Genomic DNA, 22,749 nt, shown 5'->3' on the forward strand with positions numbered 1-22,749 from the left:
TGCCCGGCCCTATGCCAGGCTGTCCCGCCAGGCCCGGTGCAGGTCCGCGAACCGGCCCGTCCCGGCGATGAGTTCGGCCGGGCGGCCGTCCTCCACGACCCGCCCGCGCTCCATCACCAGCACCCGGTCCGCGATCTCCACCGTCGACAGCCGGTGGGCGATCACCACCGCCGTGCGCCCCTTCAGCACCGTCGCCATCGCCCGCTGCACCGCCCGCTCCCCGGGGATGTCCAGCGAGCTGGTCGCCTCGTCCAGGATCAGCACCGCCGGGTCCGCGAGCAGCGCCCGCGCGAAGGCCACCAACTGGCGCTGCCCGGCCGAGATGCGGCCGCCGCGCTTGCGGACGTCGGTGTCGTAGCCGTCGGGCAGCGCGGCGATGAAGTCGTGCGCGCCGATCTCCTTCGCCGCCTGCTCGATCTCCTCGCGGGTGGCGTCCGGCCGCCCGATGGCGATGTTCTCGGCGACCGTGCCGGAGAACAAGAACGCCTCCTGGGTCACCATGACCACCCCGCGCCGCAGGTCGGGGCCCGCGAGGTCGCGCAGGTCCACGCCGTCCAGCAGCACCCGGCCCTCGGTGGGGTCGTAGAAGCGGGCGAGCAGCTTGGCCAGGGTCGACTTGCCCGCGCCGGTGGAGCCGACGACCGCGACGGTCTGCCCGGCCGGGAGGGTGAGGTCGAAGCGGGGCAGCACCTCGCCGCCGGTGCGGTAGGCGAACCGCACCCCGTCGAAGACGACCTCGCGGCCGGGGTGCTCCGAGCGCCGCCGGGGAAGCTCCCGGGGGGAGACCGGCTCGGGCACGGACGGGGTCTGCGCCAGCAGCCCGGCGATCTTCTCCAGCGAGGCCGCCGCCGACTGGTAGGAGTTGAGGAACATGCCGAGCCGGTCGATCGGGTCGTACAGCCGCCGCAGGTACAGCACCGCCGCCGCCAGCACACCGAGGGCCAGCGACTCGTCCGCGACCCGGTAGGCGCCCCACAGCACGATCAGCGCCACCGTGGTGTTGGCGATCACCCGCGAGCCGACGACGTAGCGGGCCATCTCCAGCAGCGCGTCGCCGTTGGTCCGCTCGTGCCGCCGGTTCAGCACCGCGAAGTCGGCGTCGTTGGCGGCCTCCCGGCGGAAGGCGCGCACCGGCCGGATGCCGTTCATCGTCTCGACGAACTTCACGATCACCGCCGCGATGGCCGTGGACCGCTTGCGGTACACCCGCCCCGCCCGCCGCTGGTAGGACCGCACGAGCGCGTACAGCGGCACGAACGAGGCCACCGCGACCGCGCCGAGCCCCAGGTCCAGCCAGAGCAGCAGCACCGAGATGTAGACGCAGGACAGGACGACCGTCACCAGCTCCTGCAGGCCCTCCTCCAGCAGCTCGCGCAGCGACTCGACGTCGGTGGTGGAGCGGGAGATGAGCCGGCCCGAGGTGTAGCGCTCGTGGAAGTCGAGGCTGAGCGCCTGCGCGTGCCGGAAGATCCGGCCGCGCAGGTCGAGCAGCACGTCCTGGCTGACCCGGGCGGAGGCGGTGACGAACGCGTACTGCAGCGCGCCGGCCGCCGTGGCGCACAGCAGGTAGCCCACCGCCACCGCGATCAGCGGCCCGTGGTCGGCGGCCCGGAACGCGGGCACCGCGCGGTCGATCGCGTACGCCACCAGCAGCGGGCCCGCCTGCACGGCCGCCTGCTGGAGCAGCAGCAACAGCGCGGTGACGGCGACCCGGCCGCGCAGGGGGGAGAGCAGGGAGCGCAGGAGTGCGCCGGTGGCGCCCGGGGGAGCGGGCAGGACGTCCCGGTCGAAGGGGTCGCCGGCCCCCTCGGGCGACCGGTCGTCGTCCCGGTCCGGGGCGGGCGCGGTGGTGGCCGCCGTCATCGGAGCTCCTTCTGTTCTCCCACCGGGTCGCCGGACATGAGGTGGGCGTACTCGGGGTGGGTGCGCAGCAGTTCGTGGTGGGTGCCGACGGCGGTGATCCGGCCGCCGGAGAGCAGCGCGACGCGGTCGGCCAGCAGGACCGTGGAGGGGCGGTGCGCCACGATCAGGGCCGTGGTGTCCGCGAGCACCCGGCGCAGGGCGGCCTCGACCGCGGCCTCCGTGTGCACGTCGAGCGCGGACAGCGGGTCGTCCAGCACCAGGAAGCCGGGCCGGCCGACCACGGCCCGGGCGAGCGCGAGGCGCTGCCGCTGCCCGCCGGAGAGGCTGAGCCCCTGCTCGCCGACCTGGGTGTCCACGCCCTGCGGCAGGGTGTGCACGAAGCCGGCCTGCGCCACGTCGAGCGCCCGCTCCAGCTCCTCCTTCCCGGCCGTCGCCCCGGCGCCCATCAGCACGTTCTCCCCGACACTGGCCGAGAACAGCGTCGGCTCCTCGAAGGCGACGGCGACCCGCGAGCGCAGCTCCTCGCGGGACAGGGCGGTGATGTCGGTGCCGTCCAGGGTGATCCGTCCCGAGGTCACCTCGTGCAGCCGCGGGACCAGGGCGGTCAGCGTGGTCTTGCCGCTGCCGGTCGCGCCGACCAGGGCCAGGGACTCGCCGGGGCGGATGTGCAGGTCGACGCGGTCCAGGACGGGCGGGGAGCCGGCGGGGGCGTCGGGATAGCGGAAGGTGACGTCGTGGAACCGCAGCCCGCCGTCGCCGCCGTCGGGCGCCGCGGACCCGGCGGCCCGCGCGGCCACCGGTCCCGGGTCCTCCTCCGGCGCGTCCATCACCTCGAAGTACCGCTCGGTCGCCGTCGCCGCCTCCTGGCTCATCGCCAGCAGGAACCCGATCGAGTCCACCGGCCAGCGCAGCGCCAGGGCCGTCGACAGGAACGCCACCAGCGTGCCCGCGGACAGGTCCCCGTCGGCCACCCGCACGGCCCCGAGCACCAGCGCCGCCCCGATGGCCAGCTCCGGCAGCGTCACGATGACGCCCAGGATCGCGGCCAGCAGCCGGGCCTTGTGCAGCTCCGTGCCGCGCAGCTTCCCCGACAGCTCCCGGAACGCCCGCGCCTGACTGCGGTGCCGGCCGAACCCCTTGATGATGCGGATGCCGAGCACGCTCTCCTCGACGACCGTGGTCAGATCGCCGACCTGGTCCTGAGCGAGCCGCGCCGCCCTGGAGTACCGCTTCTCGAAGACCACGCAGGTGACCATCACCGGCACGGCGGGGACGAGGATCACCAGCCCCAGCACCCAGTCCTGGACCAGCATGATGATCACACCGACGAGGATCGTCACCCCGTTGACCAGGAGGAACGTCAGCGGGAAGGCCAGGAACATGCGCAGCAGCATCAGGTCCGTGGTGCCCCGGGACAGCAACTGCCCCGAGGGCCAGCGGTCGTGGAAGGCGATCGGCAGCCGCTGCAGGCGCCGGTAGAGATCCGCCCGCATCGCCGCCTCGACCCCCGACAGCGGCCGGGCCACCAGCCAGCGCCGGAACCCGAACAGCAGCGCCTCCGCCAGCCCGAGCAGCAGCAGGTACAGCGCGCCGAGCCACACGCCCGCCGGGTCCCGGTCGGCGATCGGCCCGTCCACCATCCACTTCAGAACGAGCGGGATGACCAGCCCGATGCAGGAGGCGAGGATCGCGATGAAGGCGGCGGTGAACAGCCGCGCCCGCACGGGCCGCACGTACGGCCACAGTCGCAGCAGCGTGCGCACGGTGGAGCGGGCCTCGGGGGGCGCCGCGGGAGACGCTTCGGGAGGGGGGAGTGTCGTGGCCATCAGCAGTGAGACTACGGAACGCGGCTGACACTGCCCACCGAGTTTCGGCCGGACCCGGCTCGGTCCCCGGTCCTACGACCTGCGCGGACGGCCGTTCCGGTACCGGGAGTCCCCGGCCGGTCGCCCTCCCGGCCCCCGGAGGTCGTAGCACTCCATCAGCCGATCGGTCGATGCGCCGTCGAGCGTGACGGCCGATGTGCGTCCGCCCCGCCCGCCGCAAGACTTGCCGCCATGTCCGTCATCGAAGTCACCGACCTGCGCAAGTCCTACGGCGGCCGGCCCGTCGTCGACGGGGTGTCCTTCGCCGTCGAGGAGGGCGAGATCTTCGGGATCCTCGGCCCCAACGGGGCCGGCAAGACCACCACCGTCGAATGCGTCGGGGGACTGCGCGTCCCCGACACGGGACGGATCCGCGTCACCGGCCTCGACCCCGTCGCCGACCACGAGGAGGTCACCCGCGTCCTCGGCGCCCAGCTCCAGCAGAGCGAGCTCCAGCCCAAACTCACCGTCCGCGAGGCCCTGGAGCTGTACGCCTCCTTCTACCCGCGCCCCGCCGACTGGCGCCCGCTCGCCGAACGGCTCGGTCTCACCCCGAAGCTGACCACCCGGTTCGCCAAGCTGTCCGGCGGTCAGAAGCAGCGCCTGTCCATCGCGCTCGCCCTGATCGGCGACCCGCGGATCGTGGTGCTGGACGAGCTCACCACCGGCCTCGACCCGCGTGCCCGGCGCGACACCTGGGAGCTCGTCGAGGACGTCCGCGCGGGCGGCGTCACCGTTCTCCTCGTCACCCACTTCATGGAGGAGGCGCAGCGCCTCTGCGACCGCATCGCGGTGATCGACAGGGGGCGGATCGCCGCGCTGGACACCCCGGCCGGGCTGATCCGCCGCTCGGCGGGGGCCACCGTCATCAGCTTCACCCCGTCCGCCCCGCTGGACGACCACGACCTCAACGCGCTGCCCGAGCTCGCCTCGGTCCGGCACAAGGACGGCCGCCTCACGCTGTCCGGCACCGACGAGACGGTCGACGCCGTCCTCACCCTCCTCGCCCGCGCCCGCGTCACCGCCCACCAGCTGCGGGTCACCGACGCCACGCTGGACGACGCCTTCCTGGACCTCACGGAGACCACGGCATGAGCACCGACGTCCTCGACGGCACCGTCCTCAGGACCGAGATCCGCCTCTTCCGGCGCGAACCCGGCGGCATCTTCTGGATCCTGCTCTTCCCCACCCTGCTGCTGGTGATCCTGGGTTCCCTTCCGTCCTTCCGCGAGCCCGACCCCGCCCTCGGCGGCCTGCGTCCGGTCGACGCCTACGTGCCGGTGGCCGTCCTCCTCGGGCTGATCGTCGGCGGGCTCCAGGGCATGCCCCAGACCCTCACCGGTTACCGGGAGAACGGCATCCTGCGCCGGATGTCCACCACACCGGTACGTCCCGCCGCCCTGCTCACGGCACAGATGCTGGTGTTCGGCGGTGCCGCGCTGCTCTCCGCCCTGGTCGCCCTCGCGGTCGGCCGGCTCGCCTTCGACGTGGCGCTGCCGGGGCAGCCGTTCGGCTACCTCCTCGCGCTGCTGCTCGCCCTGCTCGGCACCCTGGCCCTGGGCGCGGTGCTGTCCGCCCTGTCGCGCACCACGAAGATCGCCACCGCGGTCGGGTCGCTCGCGCTCTTCCCCGCGATGTTCTGCGCGGGCGTGTGGCTGCCGGTCGGGGCCATGCCGGACGTGCTGGCCGACATCGTCGGCCGGACCCCGTTCGGCGCCGCCGCCCGGGCCCTGAACGAGGCCGCGGCGGGCGACTGGCCGGACTGGAGCCACCTCGGGGTGCTGGCGGTCTGGACGGTGCTGCTCACGGCGGCGGCCGCGCGCTGGTTCCGCTGGGAATGAGGACTGGGGATGGGGATGGACGCGCGGACGTGGCCGACAATGACGCCGTGACGGAGACGACGACGCTCGACGACCGGTGGGCGGTGTTCGACCGGTGGGGCCCGTACGGACTGCTGGCCCTGAGCACCCTGACCGCCTGGACGGCCGCCGACGCCCTCGGCATGAGCACCGGTGCACGCCGGGCCTGCGGCGTCCTGATCGTCGCGGCCGTCGTCCTGGAGCTGCGGTGGAACAGGGTGGTGCGGACCCGGCCCGGGCCGTCCGCGGCGGGCGCCCGGCACTACGCCCTGCGCTGGGCCGTCGGCTTCGCCCTCACCTGGGCGAACCCGCTGTTCGCCTTCTACGCCGTCATCGGCTACTTCAGCACCGAGCGCCTGCTGACGCGCCGCCTGCGCAAGGCCGGCCTGTTCGCCACCGCCGTGACGCTGGCGGGCTCCCAGTCGGGCGGGCTGCCGCCGAGCGGGGAGCTGGGCTGGGCGCTCTTCGGCGCCCTCCTCGCGGCCAACACCGTGCTGGTCCTCCTGTTCAGCCACTTCGCCGACCTGGAGGAGGCCCGCGGCCGGGCCCGGCTGGAGACCATCGCCGAACTCGAGCGCACCAACACGGCGTTGCAGCAGGCCCTCGACGAGAACGCCGCGCTGCACGCCCAACTCCTGGTCCAGGCACGGGAGGCCGGGGTCGCCGACGAGCGCCGGCGGCTGGCCGCCGAGATCCACGACACCCTCGCCCAGGGGCTGACCGGCATCATCGCCCAGCTCCAGGTCGTGGCGAACACCGCGGACCCCGCCCTGGCGCGTGAGCACGTGGACCGGGCCACCGCCCTGGCCCGCCACAGCCTCGGCGAGGCCCGCCGCTCCGTGCACAACCTCGCCCCGGCCGCCCTGGCCGACGACGGCCTGCCGAAGGCGCTGGAGAAGACGGTGGCGGAATGGGAGGAACGCACGGGCACACCGGCGCGGTTCACCACCACCGGAACCGTCGAGCCGCTGCACGACGAGGTGGCGGCCACCCTCCTGCGCATCGCCCAGGAGGCCCTGTCCAACACCGCGCGGCACGCGCGGGCCGGCCGGGTCGGCGTCACCCTCTCCTACATCGGCGACGAGGTCACCCTCGACATCCGCGACGACGGGCGCGGCTTCGACCCGCGCGTCCGCTCCGCCCGCACCCTCCCCCACTCCCGACTTCGCTCGAGCGGGGGGACCCCCACCGGCGGCTTCGGCCTCGACGGCATGCGCGCCCGCGCCGAGCGCGTCGCCGGCTCCCTCGACGTCGAGTCCGAACCCGGCCAGGGGACGGCGGTGTCGGCTCGCGTACCGTTGGTCCGCCATGACTGACGCGCCCGACGAACCGACCGTCTCCCTGCTCATCGTCGACGACCACCCCGTGGTCCGGGACGGCCTGCGCGGCATGTTCGCGTCCGCGCCCGGCTTCCGCGTCCTCGGCGAGGCGGCGAACGGCGTGCAGGCGCTGGAGCGGGCCGCCGCCCTGGACCCGGACGTGATCCTCATGGACCTGCGCATGCCGGGCGGCGGGGGAGTGGACGCCATCCGGGAACTGTCCCGCCGGGGCGCCCGCGCCAAGGTGCTCGTCCTGACCACCTACGACACCGACTCCGACACCCTCCCCGCCATCGAGGCGGGGGCGACCGGCTACCTGCTGAAGGACGCGCCGCGCGAGGAGCTGTTCACGGCGGTGCGGGCGGCGGCCGACGGCCGTACGGTCCTCTCCCCGGCGGTGGCCTCCCGCCTGGTCTGCGCGGTCCGCGCCCCCCGCACGGCCGGCGGCGAACCGCTGTCCGCCCGGGAGCGCGAAGTCCTCGCCCTGGTCGCCCGGGGCACCTCCAACCGCGAGATCGCCCGCGAACTGTTCATCAGCGAGGCCACGGTGAAGACCCACCTCACCCACCTGTACGCCAAGCTGGGCGTCAAGGACCGCGCCGCGGCCGTCGCGACGGCCTACGACCGGGGCATCCTGGGCTGACGGCCGCGCGGTCCGGCCCCCGCGCGGCCGCCCGCCTCAGCGCACCCGCAGCAGCAGCACCGTCCGCCCCGGCACCGTGATCGCCGTCCCCGCCCGGTGCGCCGCGCCCGGCTCGGACGCCTGCTCCTCCCGCCCGGTGTCGACGACCACCTCGTACCGCTCGGCCCACGGCGGCCCCGGCAGCACGAACTCCACCGGTTCGCCCCCGGCGTGCAGGACGGCCAGGAAGCTGTCGTCGAGGATCTGCGCCCCGTACTCGTCGCGGCCCGGGATGTCCCGCCCGGAGAGGTACATGCCGAGCGTGGCGGCGGGCGCGTACCAGTCGCCCTCGGTCATCTCCGCGCCCCGCGGGGTGAACCAGGCCAGGTCGCGCAGCCCGTCCGCGGAGTGCGCGCGCCCGGAGAAGAAGGCCCGGCGGCGCAGCACCGGGTGCCGGTGGCGCAGGGCGATCAGCCGGGAGGTCAGCGCGAACAGGGCCTTCCAGCCGGGGTCGTCCAGCAGGCTCCAGTCCACCCAGCCGGTCTCGTTGTCCTGGCAGTAGGCGTTGTTGTTGCCGCCCTGGGTGCGGCCCATCTCGTCGCCGGCGACCAGCATCGGCACCCCCGTCGACAGCAGCAGCGTGGTCAGCAGGTTGCGCAGCTGCCGCCGCCGCAGCGCCAGGACCCTCCCGTCGTCGGTGTCGCCCTCGACGCCGCAGTTCCAGGAGCGGTTGTCGTGGGTGCCGTCCCGGTTGCCCTCGCCGTTGGCCTCGTTGTGCTTGCGGTCGTACGAGACGAGGTCGCGCAGGGTGAACCCGTCGTGCGCGGTGACGTGGTTGACCGAGGCGTACGGGCGCCGCCCGCCCCAGGCGTACAGGTCGCTCGAACCGGACAGCCGGTAGCCCATCTCCCGCACGTCCGGCAGGGCGTGCCGCCAGAAGTCCCGCACCGTGTCGCGGTACCGGTCGTTCCACTCCGTCCACAGCGGTGGGAACGCGCCCACCTGGTAACCGCCCGCCCCCACGTCCCACGGCTCGGCTATCAGCTTCACCCGGCGCAGCACCGGGTCCTGGGCGATCACCGCGAGGAACGGGGAGAGCATGTCGACGTCGTGCATGGAGCGGGCCAGCGCCGCCGCCAGGTCGAAGCGGAAGCCGTCCACGCCCATCTCGGTCACCCAGTAGCGCAGCGAGTCCGTGATCAGGCGCAGCACGTGCGGCTGGACGACGTGCAGGGTGTTGCCGCAGCCGGTGTAGTCGGCGTAGCGGCGGGCGTCCGGCTGGAGGCGGTAGTAGCCGCGGTTGTCGATGCCCTTCAGGGAGAGCGTGGGGCCCAGTTCGCCCGCCTCGGCGGTGTGGTTGTAGACCACGTCGAGGATCACCTCGATGCCCGCCGCGTGCAGGGCGCGCACCATCCGCTTGAACTCCCCGACCTGCTGACCGGTCGTCCCGGAGGCGGCGTAGCCGGCGTGCGGGGCGAAGTAGCCGATCGAGTTGTAGCCCCAGTAGTTGCGCAGGCCCCGGCGCAGCAGATGGTCCTCGTGCGCGAACTGGTGCACCGGCAGCAGCTCCACGGCCGTGACGCCCAGCCGCACCAGGTGCTCGATCGCCGCGGGGTGCGCGAGACCGGCGTACGTGCCGCGCAGTTCCCCGGGCACGCCGGGGTGGCGCTGCGTGAACCCCTTGACGTGCAGCTCGTAGATCACCGAGTCCGCCCACGGCGTCATCGGGCGGTGGTCGTCGGCCCAGTCGTCCTCGTCGTGGACGACGACGCCCTTGGGGACGTACGGCGCGGAGTCCCGGTCGTCGCGCACGGTGTCCGCGACGTGCTGCTCCGGCCAGTCGCGGACGTGCCCGTACACCTCGGGCGACAACCCGCCGGGGGCGTAGTCGCCGTCCACCGCGCGCGCGTAGGGGTCGAGCAGCAGTTTCGCCGGGTTCCAGCGGGCGCCGGTCCACGGGTCCCAACGCCCGTGCACCCGGTAGCCGTAGCGCTGCCCCGGCAGCACACCCGGCACGAAACCGTGCCAGACCTCGTGCGTCAGCTCGGTGAGCCGGGCCCGGCTCTCCTTGCCCCGCTCGTCGAACAGGCACAGCTCGACGCCCTCCGCCCCGCCCGCCCACAACGCGAAGTCGGTCCCCGCCACCCCGTCCGGTCCCACCCGGAACCGGGCACCCAGCGGCGTCGGCCGGCCCGGTCGCACGGGCACCGTGGGCACGGGCGCCGTCGGCCGCGCGCCGTTCACGACGGCCGCCGGACGCCCGTTCCCGGTGGCCCGCTCCCCGGCCGTCGCCTCCTGCTCGGCTGCGCTGGACACCTGTCAGCCTCCCGCGGCTCGTGGAACGACGGCGGACAGGGGCGTGCGGCGGCCCTCTCTCCCGGATCCGGCCGCGGCTCCCGGCGCGTCGTCCTCCCCACTGTTCTGCCCAGAGCGTGCCTCGCACTCACGTTTCCACGGGAGGGGGCATGGTCGTTTCCCGGGGACACGGACCGTCGTTGGGCACCGCGTGAGGCACGTACAAGGGCGCGCACGGCGCGCGAGGGTTGCACTGGCCGCCGTACTGGCATGGGCAGGACTGCTGACCGTGATCGTCGGCTGTACCCCGGGCGGCTCCGTCGGCGGGGCGCTCGGCCCGCCTGCATCCGAGGAGTTCATCCACGTCGCCCCCGACGACGGCAGCAAGGGCGTGCGCCCCGACGCCGGGCTGCGGGTGCGGGTGCCGGACGGGCGGCTGGAGTCGGTGAAGGTCGTCGTGGAGCAGGACGCGCGCCGGTCGGCGGTCCCCGGGCGCGTCTCGGCCGACGGGATGACCTGGAGGCCCGACGACGAACGGCTGGTACTGGCCGCGAAGTACACCGTCGACGCGGTGGCCGTGGACGGCGACGGACGCCGCTCGGCCCGCCACACCACCTTCACGACCCACGTCCCGGCGGAACGCTTCATCGGCTACGTCGCCCCGGAGGACCGCTCCACCGTCGGCACCGGGATGATCGTCTCCCTGGAGTTCAACCGGAAGATCGTCCACCGTGCGGCCGTCGAACGCGCCGTCCGGGTCACCTCCCGTCCCGCCGTCGAGGTCCGCCCGCACTGGTTCGGCGACACCCGTCTGGACTTCCGCCCCGAGCACTACTGGAAGCCGGGCACCCGGGTCACCGTCGAGCTGCGGCTGCGCGACGTGGAGGGGGCCCCCGGGGTCTACGGCCTCCAGCACCGCACGTTCACCTTCACCGTCGGCCGCAGCCAGATCTCCGTGGTCGACGCCTCCCGGCACACCATGCAGGTCAGACGGGACGGCGAACTGCTCACCACCGTGCCGATCACGGCCGGGGCGCCGAAGACCACCACGTACAACGGCAAGATGGTGATCACCGAGATGCTCGAGGTCACCCGCATGGACAGCCGCACGGTCGGCTTCGGCGGCGAGTACGACATCCCCGACGTCCCGCACGCCATCCGCCTGACGAGTTCCGGCACCTTCCTGCACGGCAACTACTGGACCGAGACCGATGTGTTCGGCCGCCGGAACGTCAGCCACGGCTGCATCGGCCTGCGCGACGTGCAGGGCGGCGGCGCGGACACCCCGGCGGGCTGGTTCTTCGACCGCAGCCTCGTCGGCGACGTCGTCGAGGTGGTCAACAGCAAGGACAAGGAGGTCGCCCCCGACAACGGCCTCGGCGGCTGGAACATGAGCTGGGAGGAGTGGACGGCGGGCAGCGCGGTGAAGTGACCCCGGCCGGCGGGCCGGTCTCCCCGGGCGGTGAAGTTGGGACGGAACGGTGACCATTCCGCCTCGTCCCACGCCCCTGGCCTGTGGTTACTATGCGCCGGAGCGCGCGAGGGGCGCGCGGGGGCGCGGGTCGACCGGGGTCGGGGCCCGCCGAGGGGAGAACAAGGTGAACGTGGGGCCGATATCGGGGGCGTCGGTGGGTGCGCGGGGGCGCGCCGGCCGGAAGGTGGCGGCGCTGGCGCTCGGGGTGATGCTGGCGGTGACCGCCTGCGGCGGGGAGGCGGACCCGGGGTCCGGCGCGGGTGACGGCAAGGGCGGGGCCAAGGAGGCGGCCGCGGCGCAGAGCAAGCAGTCCGAGGCCGTCGTCGGCATCGTGCCCGAGGACGGCGCGAAGTCCGTGAAGACCAGCGGCGCGCTGAAGGTGAGCGCCGCCCGGGGCAAGCTGACCGAGGTCGTCGTCAAGGACCCGGACGGCGAGCGGGTCGAGGGGCGGATATCCGGCGACGGCGCCACCTGGACGCCCTCCACCCACCTGGCCGCCTCCACCACGTACACCGTGCACGCGGTCGCCGAGGACTCCGAGGGCCGCACCGCCGCCGAGGACTCCCGCTTCACCACCCTGACGCCGAAGAACACCTTCATCGGCCACTTCACGCCCGAGGACGGCTCCGAGGTCGGCGTCGGCATGCCGTTCTCCCTCCGCTTCACCCGGGGCATCACCAACCCCGAGGACGTCGAGAAGGCCATCCGCATCACGACCGAGCCGGCCGTCGAGGTCGAGGGCCACTGGTTCGGCAACGACCGCCTCGACTTCCGCCCGGAGAAGTACTGGAAGGCCGGCACCAAGGTCACCGTCGACCTCGACCTCGACGGCGTGGAGGGCCGCCCCGGCGTCTACGGCGAGCAGGACAAGACCGTCTCCTTCACCATCGGCCGCGAGCAGGTCTCCGTCGTCGACGCCGAGAAGCACACGATGGAGGTGAAGCGGGACGGCAAGGTCATCAAGACCATCCCGGTCACCACCGGCGCCCCGGGCACCGAGACCTGGAACGGCCAGATGGTCATCACCGAGCGGCTCAAGGTGACCCGGATGAACGGCGAGACGGTCGGGTTCGGCGGCGAGTACGACATCAAGGACGTCCCGCACGCCATGCGCCTGAGCACCTCGGGCACCTTCATCCACGGCAACTACTGGGGCGGCGACGCCTTCGGCAACTACAACGCCAGCCACGGCTGCATCGGACTGCGCGACACCCGCGGCGGCTGGGACAAGAAGGCCCCGGGCGCCTGGTTCTTCGACAACTCCATGATCGGTGACGTGGTGGTCGTCAAGAACTCCAAGGACGCCACCATCGCTCCGGACAACGGCCTCAACGGCTGGAACATGTCCTGGGAGAAGTGGAAGGCGTAACGCCGTCCGACCTGCGCGGCCCCGGTGCGACCCATGGCACCGGGGCCGTCGCCGTCCGGGTGCGAGCGACCGCGCACCGGCCCGGTTTCCGCCGGTCGCCGTGCTGTGCCGCCCGGGGACGGCCCCCGGACCCCCGGCCGGGTGTGAGCGACCGCACCGACCCCGTTTCCGTTAGTCGCCGTTAACCTGCTGGCATGACCGTACACCTCGAAGTCGCGGACGGCGTCGGCACGCTGCGCCTGGACCGTCCGCCCATGAACGCGCTGGACGTCGCCACGCAGGACCGACTGAAGGAACTCGCCGAGGAGGCCGCGCGCCGCGACGACGTGCGCGCCGTGGTGATCTACGGCGGCGAGAAGGTGTTCGCGGCGGGCGCGGACATCAAGGAGATGCAGGCCATGGACCACACCGCGATGGTCCTGCGCGCCCGCGGCCTGCAGGACTCCTTCACCGCCGTGGCCCGCATCCCCAAGCCGGTGGTGGCCGCGGTGACGGGCTACGCGCTCGGCGGCGGCTGCGAGCTCGCGCTCTGCGCCGACTACCGCATCGCCGGGGAGAACGCCAAGCTGGGCCAGCCGGAGATCCTGCTCGGCCTCATCCCCGGCGCGGGCGGCACCCAGCGCCTGTCCCGGCTGATCGGCCAGTCCCGGGCGAAGGACCTCATCTTCACGGGCCGTCAGGTCAGGGCCGACGAGGCGCTGGCGCTCGGCCTGGTGGACCGCGTGGTGCCCGCCGAGGAGGTCTACGCGCAGGCGCACGCGTGGGCCGCGAAGCTGGCCCAGGGCCCGGCGATCGCCCTGCGGGCCGCCAAGGAGGCCGTCGACGCCGGCCTCGAGACGGACATCGACACCGGCCTCGCCATCGAGCGCAACTGGTTCGCGGGGCTGTTCGCCACCGAGGACCGCGAGCGGGGCATGCGCAGCTTCGTGGAGGAGGGCCCCGGCAAGGCGAAGTTCCTCTGAGCCCCACGGAACCTCCGAAAACCCGTTCCGGGTCTTGCAATTGACGCGATGTCTCATCCGGGCCCCTCGGCGGAGCGGTTTATGGGAGCCTTAAGGCGCCCTTAAGCCTCTCGTGTCGAGGGAGCCCGTCGATTGCCGCACAGCGAACCGTTTCCGCAGACCGGGCGGGACGCTGACGGCTCCGAGATGCCGTCGGCATGTGCCGACGGCCCGTCGCGGAGCGGGGGCGTACGGGGGGCGTATTCACCCGGAACGGCCCCGGGGGGTCCCGCGGACGTCCATGATGGGGGCATGGCGGGGCTGGAGGGCATGGAACAGCCGCGGGGAGACGGGCGTGCGACCGCGTCGCGCTGGTCGCCGACGGTCGAGGACGAACGCGCCCTGCAGGCGCTGGAGTTGTTCGGCAACCCGACGGAGGCGGAGGTTCCGTTGCCGTCCCGCCCCGAGTCCGCCGCCACCGCGCGCCGGCTCACCCAGGTCGTGGTCCTGCGCCAGTGGGGCCTCGGCGCCAGGATCACCGAGGACGCCGTCCTGCTCGTCTCCGAACTCGTCGGCAACGCCGTGCGCCACACCGGCGCCCGCGTCTTCGGTCTCCGGCTGCGCCGCCGCCGCGGCTGGATCCGCGTCGAGGTCCGCGACCCCTCCCGCGGCCTGCCCTGCCTGATGCCGGTCCAGGAGATGGACGTCAGCGGCCGCGGCCTCTTCCTCGTCGACAAGCTCGCCGACCGCTGGGGCGTCGACCTGCTGCCCCGGGGCAAGACCACCTGGTTCGAGATGCGCACCGGGGACCGCTGAGCCCCACCGGCGCGCGCACCGCACGGGAGGAGCGCCGGAAGCTTCCTCCGGGGCGCGGGTGCCCCGCGGTACGAGCGCCTCACGGTGCGAGGAACAACGCCTCCGAACCCACCGGCCGGTAACCGGCCGCCTGGAACGCCCGCAGGCTGCGGGCGTTCCCCGGGGAGACCTGCGCCCACACCGGCTCGTCCCCGGCCAGGTGCCGCGCCGCCAGCGCCAGCCGCCGTCCCAGGCCCCGGTGCCGTGCCTCCTCCGCCACCTCCACCGCGACCTCCAGCCGCCCCGCGATCCCGCGTCCCAGGACCAGCACACCCCCGTCCGCCGCCCACACCCGCACGTCGTCGCGCCGCCCGCGGGCGCTCGCCACCCGGGGGTGGCCGGGGTCGTCGATCTCCTCCAGCGCGAGCGGCGGCCCCTCCGGCAGCGGGTCCGCCACCGTCATCACGTCGATCGTGTCCGTCCGCCGTCCCGTGCGGTCCATGAAGGCGGCCAGGAAACGGGCGTGCAGGGTGGCGGCCAGCGCGTCGCAGTCGAGCGAGGCCAGCGTCCGCCGCACCCACGCGGGGTCCTCGTCGGTGAAGACGACGGAGTGCGCGGTGAACGCCAGCACCCCCGCGTCCCGGCCGGACGGCTGGGGCACCACCGTCGTCCCCCCGTCCGCCGCCGGGAAGTCACCGCGCGCCGCCGCGTCGAGAATGTCCCGCAAGGCGTCCCGCGGCCTGTCCGCCGGCGTGTCCGTCACCCGCGCGCTCCTTGAGTCTCCACCCACTGGAAGGCCCAGACTCCCAGACATGATCGACGACGGCACCGGATTTCTCACCATCGGCGAACTCGCCCGGGCCACCGGCCTGTCCGTGCGCACCATCCGCTACTGGTCCGACGAGGACGCCCTGCCCCCGGTGGCCCGCTCCGCGGGCGGCTACCGGCTCTACGACGCCGGCTCCGTCGCCCGTCTGGAACTGATCCGCACCCTGCGCGAACTGGGCCTCGGTCTGGACGACGTACGCCGGGTGCTGACCGGCGAGACGACGGTCGCGCAGGTGGCGGCGGCCCACGTGGCCGCGCTGGACGCGCAGATCCGGGCGCTGAAGGTGACCCGTGCGGTGCTGTCGACCGTGGCACGACGCGGCTCGACCGCCGAGGAGGCGACACTGATGAACGGACTGGCCCGCCTGTCCACCACCGAGCGCAGGCGCATCATCGAGGACTTCATGGCGGAGGTCTTCGAGGGCATCGACACGGCGGACCCCGACATCCGCACCCGCCTGCGCTTCGCCGCGGCCGACCTGCCCGACGACCCCACCCCCGAGCAGGTGGACGCCTGGGTGGAACTGGCCGAGCTGATCCAGGACCCGGAGTTCCGGACGACGATGCGCAGGATGATCGAGTCCAACGCGGCGGACCGGGGCCCGGACGTTCCGGCCGGCACGTCCCTGTGGTTCATGAGCCGCCTGGTGCGGCTCGCGGGCGACGCGCTCGAGGAGGGTCTCGCGCCGGACTCGCCACAGGCCGCCGGCGTCCTGCGCGCGCTGGTCGGCGACGCCGACCCGGCCGCCGTCCTGGAACGCCTCGTGCCGGCGACGAACGCCCGCCTCGTCCGCTACCGGGAGCTCTCCGCGCTCGTGAACGGGCTGGAACCCCCGTCCTCCCACGAGGCGGAGTTCGGGTGGGTGGTCGCCGCGCTGAGGGCCCGCGTGGGCGGTTAACCTGACGTGCGTCATCAGGACTCCGGAGGAGTCCGGCGGAACACCGGAAACACGAGACGAAAAAAGGGGCGGATCGGTGGCGGACATCGAGGAAGCGCGCAAGCAGTTCGAGCGGATCGATACGGACGGGGACGGATTCATCACCGCCGCCGAGTTCAAGGCCGCCCTCGCCCGGGGCGGTGACTGGAACGTCACCGAGTCGGTCGCAGAAGCGATCATCAAGTCCCGTGACCTGAACGGCGACAAGGTCCTCTCCTTCGACGAGTTCTGGGCCCACCTGAACAAGTGAGCCCCCCGGCAGGGGCCCGACCCGCGCACCTCCGCGCGCGGGCCGGGCCCCTGCGCCGTGCCCGGCCCGGTACCGGTGTCACCCGTACGGCCCACAGGGCCGGAATAGTCCGTCCCGTCCGGAGGTTGGTGCCGACCACGACGGTTCCCGAAGGGAACCGAGACGGACACCGATCCCCGGAAGGGCGAGGCGAGTCAGACATGAAGATCGGCATCATCGGCGCGGGAAACATCGGCGGGAACCTCACGCGGCGGCTCACGTCGCTCGGCCACGACGTCTCGGTCGCCAACTCCCGCGGCCCGCACACGCTCACGGACCTGGCCGAGGAGACCGGCGCGACCCCGGTGCGGGCCGAGGAGGCGGCCCGGGGCGCGGAGGTCGTGGTGGTCACCGTGCCGCTGAAGGCCGTACCGGACCTGCCGTCCGGGCTGTTCGACGGGGCCGCGGAGGGCGTCGCCGTCATCGACACCGGCAACTACTACCCGCAGCAGCGGGACGGGAGGATCGCCGGCATCGAGGACGAGGGCCTCACCGAGAGCCGCTGGACGGAGCGGCAGCTCGGCCACCCCGTGATCAAGGCCTTCAACGGCACGTACGCCCAGGACATCCTGGACCGCCACCGCCCCGCCGGGGCCCCCGACCGGATGGCCCTCCCCGTCGCCGGCGACGACGCGGCGGCCAAGCGGAAGGTGCGGGACCTGATCGAGGAGCTCGGCTTCGACACCGTCGACGCGGGCGGCATCGACGACTCCTGGCGCCAGCAGCCCGGCACCCCGGTCTACGGCCTGAGGGCGGGCGTCGAGGCCGTCACCGAGGCCCTGGCGAAGGCGTCCCCGGAGCGCACCCCGGAGTTCCGGGCGTAGCCGTCCGTGCCCCGGGCCCGGCCCCCGTCCCCGCGCACGGGGGTCAGGCGCCCTCGGCCCACTCCCTCAGCGCGGCCTCGTCGGAGAAGTCGGCGACGTTCTGGTCCAGCGGGTCGTCGGTGTACTGGTGGAAGCGCCACTTCGCCTCGATGCGGGGCTTGCCCGCGGTGACGTAGTCGGCGATCCAGAGGCCGTCGCCGGCGTAGGAGGTGGTGTCGACGTTCAGCCAGAAGTCCCGGTTGGCGTACAGGATCACCCGGTTGTGCGGCCGCAGCTCCTTCACCTTCCGGAGGAAGCGGTCCTTCTCCTTGTTGCTCGCGTGCGTGCCCTCACCGGTCCTCTCCCAGTCGACGGCGAGGACGTCGCCCCGCTTCTCCGGCGCCCTGCGCACGAAGTACTCCGCCTGGGCCGTGAGGTTGCCCGGCCAGAGGAAGTGGTAGAAGCCGACGACCAGACCGGCGTCGCGGGCCGTCTTCGTCTGGGCGGAGAGCCGGGGGTTGGTGTACGAACGGCCCTCCGTCGCCTTGACGAAGACGAAGGACAGGCCGTCGGTGTCGTAGGAGGAGGGCTGGTACGCGCTCACATCGATGCCACGCAGCATGCGGGCTCCCTGACGTGCTCGTGGGGGGGAGTCGAGTGGTTCATTCCCCCGCCGCGCGGCGTCCACGCGTCGGCGCGGCCGACCGCGGGCACGCGCGATCCTCGCGGGCACGTCCGGTCGAGAACCGCCCTCGACCGGTCACGGACCCGCTCCCCTCCGGTCGCCCCGGAAACAATGCGCCGCACCCACGGCCGGCTCCCCGCGCAGCATCCGGGCGCGTCGTCGCAGGGGTGCGCCCCTCCTAGAACGGCGCACCGGCAGGGCCCGGTGTCCGTAACATCACCGGGTAACTGCCCGCAGCGGTCGGGGACTTCCGCGAAGGAGCGTGATCGTGCAGCACACCGGCCTGTACTACCCCTACGTCCACTTCCGCGACCCGGCGTGGATCAAGGCCGCCGCGCTGTACCTGCCGCAACTGGCCCGGGTGGTGCCGGAGGGCTTCCGGGTCTCGGACCCGGAGCACGTCCGTGTCCTGCGGGACGCTCTCGATTTCGTCCAGGACATCGACCCCGCCGAGGCGGTCGGGGCGGCGTCGCGGCAGATGCTGGTCCTGGTGCACGAGCACGGCGCCGAGCTGCGCCGCCGCTTCGGTGTCCGCGGCACCGGCGGGCCGCCCCGCGCGGAGGTGGTGAACGCCGAGCCCGCGCCGCCCGGCATCCCGATGCCCGCGGGTCACCGCGCGCAGTCCTTCTCGCCCTCGGGCCGGCCGCTGGCGGGCCTGTACCCGCAGGAGATGTCGGGTGAGCTGCAGGAGGCGCTGTTCGACAGCGGACTGGCGGTGCCCCGCGTGCCCGACGGGGCCGGCCATGACGCGTACCACGAGTGGGTGGGGACGGACCCGGCGCTCGCCTGGGTCTACAAGTGCGCGCTGACCGCAGAACTCGCGGCCCGCACGGCCTTCCTCCCCGTCACCGACCAGGAGGCCGCCCACACGGCCGTCGACGCCTGGGACGCCGAGCGGATGGCGGCGGTTCTCCTGGGCGGCGCCCCGGCCCCGGTCGGGACCGGCGACCTGGCCGGGCGGATCGGGGTGCTGTCGGTGCGGTGCGTGCTCCCCGCCGGGCTCGAGGAGGTGCCCGTCGAGAAGATCGTGGACCTCCGGCGAGACCACGAGCCCGAGTTCTTCGCCTACCTGGACGCCGTCGCCCGGACGGCGGCGGACCTGCGCGAGGAACTGGCCGACATCCGCAGTCCCCGGGCACTGGACCTGTACGTGCGGCAGGCCGCGCACAGGAACTTCGAGGTCGAGCTGGAGAAGCTGCGCAGGGTCATGAACGGCGTCGGCCTCCAGACGATCAGCACCTCCGTCAGCACCACGTTCGACACACCCACCTCGGCGGCCCTGGTGAGCGGGCTGCTCGGCACGATCGGCGGCGCCGTGGCGGGCAGCGCGGCCGGCATGGTGGCCGGCGCCGGCGCGACGGCCGTGGGCATCCTCGGCGGGGCCCGGCGGCAGCGCGACGAGGCGCTCGCCGGCTCTCCGGTCGGCTTCCTCCTGCGCGTCGAGCGCGGGCTGAGGCCCACCACCGCGGTACGCCGGATCGGGCGCGCCCTGCGCCGGAGCGTCGGGGCGGGCGTGTGACGGACGCGGGCCCCTGACGCGCCCGGCCGCCGCGGGCCCGTTAGGGGCCCGCGCCCTCAGCACTCGATGATGTTGACCGCCAGCCCGCCCCGGGCCGTCTCCTTGTACTTGACCGACATGTCCGCGCCGGTCTCCTTCATCGTCTTGATGACCTTGTCCAGGGACACCTTGTGCGAGCCGTCGCCGCGCATCGCCATCCGGGCCGCCGTGACCGCCTTCACCGCGGCCATGCCGTTGCGCTCGATGCACGGGATCTGGACCAGGCCGCCGACCGGGTCGCAGGTCAGGCCCAGGTTGTGCTCCATGCCGATCTCGGCGGCGTTCTCGACCTGCTCCGGGGAGCCGCCGAGCACCTCGGCGAGGGCGCCCGCGGCCATCGAGCAGGCGGAGCCGACCTCGCCCTGGCAGCCGACCTCGGCGCCGGAGATGGAGGCGTTCTCCTTGAAGAGCATGCCGATGGCGCCGGCCGCGAGCAGGAAGCGGACCACGCCCTCCTCGTCGGCGCCCGGCACGAAGTTGACGTAGTAGTGCAGCACCGCCGGGATGATGCCGGCCGCGCCGTTGGTCGGGGCGGTGACCACACGGCCGCCGGCCGCGTTCTCCTCGTTCACCGCCATCGCGTAGAGGGTGATCCACTCCATGGCGAGGGCCTGCGGGTCACCCTCGGAGCGCAGCTTGCGCGCGGTGTTCGCGGCGCGGCGGCGCACCTTCAGACCGCCCGGCAGGATGCCCTCGCGGGACATGCCGCGCGTCACGCACGCCTGCATCACCCGCCAGATCTCCAGCAGGCCCGCGCGGATCTCCTCCTCGGTCCGCCAGGCGCGCTCGTTCTCCAGCATCAGGGCGGAGATGGACAGGCCCGTCTCCCGCGTCAGGCGCAGCAGCTCGTCACCCGTGCGGAAGGGGTGCTTCAGGACGGTGTCGTCCAGCTTGATGCGGTCCGCGCCCACCGCTTCCTCGTCGACGACGAAGCCGCCGCCCACCGAGTAGTACGTCTTGGTCAGGAGCTCGGCGCCGGACGCGTCGTAGGCCCACAGGGCCATGCCGTTGGCGTGGTACGGGAGCGTCTTGCGGCGGTGCAGCACCAGGTCGTCGTCGAAGGAGAACGCGATCTCGTGCTCGCCGAGGAGGCGGATCCGGCCGCCGTCCTTGATCTTCTCCACCCGCTCGTCGGCCGTCTCCACGTCCACGGTGCGCGGCGAGTCGCCCTCCAGGCCGAGCAGGACCGCCTTGGGCGTGCCGTGACCGTGGCCGGTGGCGCCGAGGGAGCCGTACAGCTCGACCCGGACCGAGGCGACCGACTCCAGCAGGTCCTCGTTGCGCAGCCGCCGGGCGAACATGCGGGCCGCCCGCATCGGGCCGACCGTGTGCGAGCTGGACGGGCCGATGCCGATCGAGAACAGGTCGAAGACCGAGATGGCCACGGGAGGACTCCTAGGGGTTCGGTGGACGGCGCTGTCCACCGGGGGAGGGGTGGAACGGGAAGAACGACAAGAGCGAGAAGAGCGAGAAGAAAGGGGGTCGGGGAGGGGATCAGGTGGGTGGGGCATGGTGCGGGGCATCGCGCTCACCGACCCGGTGTGCGCGATGCCCCGGATGTCCGTACAAGGGAAAGCGTACGGAATTACCGCAGACCGGGGTACAGCGGATGCTTCTCGGCGAGAGCCGTGACCCGTGCCCGCAGCGCCTCGGCGTCGTAGGACGGCTTGAGCGTCTCGGCGATCACGTCCGCGACCTCGGCGAAGTCCTCGGCCGTGAAGCCGCGGGTGGCCAGGGCGGGCGTGCCGATGCGCAGGCCCGAGGTGACCATCGGCGGACGCGGGTCGTTCGGGATCGCGTTGCGGTTGACGGTGATCCCGACCTCGTGGAGCCGGTCCTCGGCCTGCCGGCCGTCCAGCTCCGAGTCGCGCAGGTCGACCAGGACCAGGTGCACGTCCGTGCCGCCGGACAGCACGTCCACGCCGACGGCCTTGACGTCGTCCTCGACCAGGCGCTCGGCCAGGATGCGGGCGCCCTCCAGGGTGCGGCGCTGCCGCTCCTTGAACTCCTCGCTCGCGGCGACCTTGAAGGACACCGCCTTGGCCGCGACCACGTGCTCCAGCGGGCCGCCCTGCTGGCCGGGGAAGACCGCGGAGTTGATCTTCTTGGCCAGTTCGGCCGTGGAGAGGATCACACCGCCGCGGGGGCCGCCGAGGGTCTTGTGGGTCGTGGTCGTCACGACGTGGGCGTGCGGCACCGGGTTCGGGTGCAGGCCCGCCGCGACCAGACCGGCGAAGTGCGCCATGTCGACCATGAGGTACGCGCCGACCTCGTCCGCGATCCGGCGGAACGCGGCGAAGTCCAGCTGACGCGGGTACGCCGACCAGCCGGCGACGATCAGCTTCGGTCTGCTCTCCTTGGCCAGGCGCTCGACCTCGGCCATGTCGACCCGGCCGTCGTCGCCGACGTGGTAGGCGACGACGTCGTACAGCTTGCCGGAGAAGTTGATCTTCATGCCGTGGGTCAGGTGCCCGCCGTGCGCGAGGTTCAGGCCCATGATCGTGTCACCGGGCTTGAGCAGCGCGAACATCGCGGCGGCGTTGGCCTGCGCGCCCGAGTGCGGCTGCACGTTGGCGTGCTCGGCGCCGAAGAGCTCCTTGACGCGGTCGATGGCGATCTGCTCGATCACGTCGACGTGCTCGCAGCCGCCGTAGTAGCGGCGGCCGGGGTAGCCCTCGGCGTACTTGTTGGTGAGGACCGAGCCCTGGGCCTCCATGACCGCGACCGGGGCGAAGTTCTCCGAGGCGATCATCTCGAGGGTGGACTGCTGGCGGTGCAGCTCGGCGTCGACCGCCGCGGCGACGGCCGGGTCGAGCTCGTGCAGGGGCGTGTTCAGAAGGGACATGCGGCGACGACTCCTCAGCCGGCGATGTGGGCGTCGTACTCGGCGGCGGTCAGCAGGTCGGCCGGCTCGTCGGTGATGCGCACCTTGAACAGCCAGCCGCCCTCGAAGGGGGCCGAGTTCACCAGCGACGGGTCGTTCACCACGTCCTCGTTGATCTCGGTGACCTCGCCGGAGACCGGGCAGTACAGGTCGCTGACCGACTTGGTCGACTCCAGCTCGCCGCAGGTCTCGCCCGCGGTCACGCTGTCACCGACCTCGGGGAGCTGGACGAAGACGACGTCGCCGAGCGCGTTGGCCGCGTGCTCGGTGATGCCGATCGTCGACACGCCGTCCTCGGCGGCCGACAGCCACTCGTGCTCCTTGCTGTAACGCAGCTGCTGGGGGTTGCTCATGGCCTGGAT

General features: G+C 73.1%; 20 protein-coding genes. 12 read left to right on the plus strand and 8 right to left on the minus strand.

Translation table 11 applies throughout. The features are described 5' to 3' along the window. Nucleotides 1-9: 9 nt before the first annotated feature. Nucleotides 10-1,863: an ABC transporter ATP-binding protein gene (locus CP969_RS26335; protein ID WP_016824576.1), complete on the minus strand. Its 1,854-nt coding sequence runs from the start codon at nt 1,861-1,863 to the stop codon at nt 10-12. After that, entirely contained in the window at nt 1,860-3,689 is a 1,830-nt protein-coding gene (locus CP969_RS26340) for an ABC transporter ATP-binding protein (protein WP_171817459.1), read from the minus strand. Before CP969_RS26340 ends, CP969_RS26335 begins: the two co-directional genes overlap by 4 nt. Before the next feature lie 231 nt (nt 3,690-3,920). Between CP969_RS26340 and CP969_RS26345 the strand changes: the two genes are divergently transcribed. From CP969_RS26345 to CP969_RS26360, 4 genes are read left to right on the plus strand one after another with little or no spacing between them, the layout of a single operon-like run. Further along, a complete protein-coding gene (locus tag CP969_RS26345; protein WP_016824574.1) occupies nt 3,921-4,823 on the plus strand; it encodes an ABC transporter ATP-binding protein in 903 nt (300 codons plus the stop codon). Beyond that, on the plus strand, nt 4,820-5,569 hold the full coding sequence (locus CP969_RS26350) for an ABC transporter permease (protein WP_016824573.1): 750 nt from the start codon (nt 4,820-4,822) through the stop codon (nt 5,567-5,569). Before CP969_RS26345 ends, CP969_RS26350 begins: the two co-directional genes overlap by 4 nt. Further along, complete coding sequence (locus tag CP969_RS26355) at nt 5,566-6,903, plus strand: sensor histidine kinase (protein WP_086019004.1); 1,338 nt, start codon at nt 5,566-5,568, stop codon at nt 6,901-6,903. Before CP969_RS26350 ends, CP969_RS26355 begins: the two co-directional genes overlap by 4 nt. Next, on the plus strand, nt 6,896-7,549 hold the full coding sequence (locus tag CP969_RS26360) for a response regulator (RefSeq protein WP_004983232.1): 654 nt from the start codon (nt 6,896-6,898) through the stop codon (nt 7,547-7,549). The genes CP969_RS26355 and CP969_RS26360 overlap by 8 nt, the downstream gene beginning before the upstream one ends. A 36-nt stretch (nt 7,550-7,585) precedes the next feature. Here the strand turns inward: CP969_RS26360 and glgX are convergent, their stop codons facing one another. Continuing rightward, nucleotides 7,586-9,844, minus strand: coding sequence for a glycogen debranching protein GlgX (gene glgX / locus CP969_RS26365; protein WP_004983230.1), 2,259 nt, complete (start codon nt 9,842-9,844; stop codon nt 7,586-7,588). Nucleotides 9,845-10,034: 190 nt separating this feature from the next. Here glgX and CP969_RS26370 point away from each other — a divergent pair, with 190 nt between their 5' ends. The 4 genes from CP969_RS26370 to CP969_RS26385 all read left to right on the plus strand — a co-directional run bounded on the left by CP969_RS26370 (nt 10,035) and on the right by CP969_RS26385 (nt 14,423). Continuing rightward, the gene (locus CP969_RS26370) at nt 10,035-11,255 is read left to right on the plus strand and encodes a L,D-transpeptidase (RefSeq protein ID WP_004983228.1); all 1,221 of its coding nucleotides are present in this window, start codon (nt 10,035-10,037) and stop codon (nt 11,253-11,255) included. A gap of 166 nt (nt 11,256-11,421) precedes the next feature. After that, complete coding sequence (locus CP969_RS26375) at nt 11,422-12,666, plus strand: L,D-transpeptidase (protein ID WP_223887105.1); 1,245 nt, start codon at nt 11,422-11,424, stop codon at nt 12,664-12,666. 194 nt (nt 12,667-12,860) lie between these two features. Next, nucleotides 12,861-13,628, plus strand: coding sequence for an enoyl-CoA hydratase/isomerase family protein (locus CP969_RS26380; protein WP_016824569.1), 768 nt, complete (start codon nt 12,861-12,863; stop codon nt 13,626-13,628). Nucleotides 13,629-13,814: 186 nt separating this feature from the next. Next, on the plus strand, nt 13,815-14,423 hold the full coding sequence (locus tag CP969_RS26385; protein ID WP_004983223.1) for an ATP-binding protein: 609 nt from the start codon (nt 13,815-13,817) through the stop codon (nt 14,421-14,423). 79 nt (nt 14,424-14,502) lie between these two features. Here CP969_RS26385 and CP969_RS26390 read toward each other — a convergent pair whose 3' ends face one another. Continuing rightward, a complete protein-coding gene (locus tag CP969_RS26390) occupies nt 14,503-15,165 on the minus strand; it encodes a GNAT family N-acetyltransferase (protein ID WP_016824567.1) in 663 nt (220 codons plus the stop codon). Nucleotides 15,166-15,214: 49 nt separating this feature from the next. Here CP969_RS26390 and CP969_RS26395 point away from each other — a divergent pair, with 49 nt between their 5' ends. From CP969_RS26395 to CP969_RS26405, 3 genes are all read left to right on the plus strand, one after another. Next, nucleotides 15,215-16,129, plus strand: a complete 915-nt coding sequence (locus CP969_RS26395) for a helix-turn-helix domain-containing protein (protein ID WP_016824566.1) — start codon at nt 15,215-15,217, stop codon at nt 16,127-16,129. A gap of 76 nt (nt 16,130-16,205) precedes the next feature. Continuing rightward, entirely contained in the window at nt 16,206-16,418 is a 213-nt protein-coding gene (locus CP969_RS26400) for an EF-hand domain-containing protein (RefSeq protein WP_016824565.1), read from the plus strand. 128 nt (nt 16,419-16,546) lie between these two features. Further along, nucleotides 16,547-17,281: an NADPH-dependent F420 reductase gene (locus CP969_RS26405; protein WP_223887106.1), complete on the plus strand. Its 735-nt coding sequence runs from the start codon at nt 16,547-16,549 to the stop codon at nt 17,279-17,281. Nucleotides 17,282-17,324: 43 nt separating this feature from the next. Here CP969_RS26405 and CP969_RS26410 read toward each other — a convergent pair whose 3' ends face one another. Then, nucleotides 17,325-17,882, minus strand: coding sequence for a glycoside hydrolase family 25 protein (locus tag CP969_RS26410; RefSeq protein ID WP_016824564.1), 558 nt, complete (start codon nt 17,880-17,882; stop codon nt 17,325-17,327). 331 nt (nt 17,883-18,213) lie between these two features. Here CP969_RS26410 and CP969_RS26415 point away from each other — a divergent pair, with 331 nt between their 5' ends. Further along, entirely contained in the window at nt 18,214-19,464 is a 1,251-nt protein-coding gene (locus tag CP969_RS26415; protein WP_223887107.1) for a DUF6236 family protein, read from the plus strand. 56 nt (nt 19,465-19,520) lie between these two features. Here the strand turns inward: CP969_RS26415 and CP969_RS26420 are convergent, their stop codons facing one another. The 3 genes from CP969_RS26420 to gcvH all read right to left on the minus strand — a co-directional run bounded on the left by CP969_RS26420 (nt 19,521) and on the right by gcvH (nt 22,740). Then, entirely contained in the window at nt 19,521-20,888 is a 1,368-nt protein-coding gene (locus CP969_RS26420) for an L-serine ammonia-lyase (protein WP_016824563.1), read from the minus strand. 200 nt (nt 20,889-21,088) lie between these two features. Then, a complete protein-coding gene (gene glyA, locus CP969_RS26425) occupies nt 21,089-22,348 on the minus strand; it encodes a serine hydroxymethyltransferase (protein WP_004983212.1) in 1,260 nt (419 codons plus the stop codon). A 14-nt stretch (nt 22,349-22,362) separates the two neighbouring features. Next, nucleotides 22,363-22,740, minus strand: coding sequence for a glycine cleavage system protein GcvH (gene gcvH / locus CP969_RS26430; protein ID WP_004983210.1), 378 nt, complete (start codon nt 22,738-22,740; stop codon nt 22,363-22,365). Nucleotides 22,741-22,749 lie beyond the last annotated feature (9 nt).

The organism is Streptomyces viridosporus T7A (assembly GCF_008704515.1).
GTDB classification, from domain to species: Bacteria; Actinomycetota; Actinomycetes; order Streptomycetales; family Streptomycetaceae; genus Streptomyces; species Streptomyces viridosporus.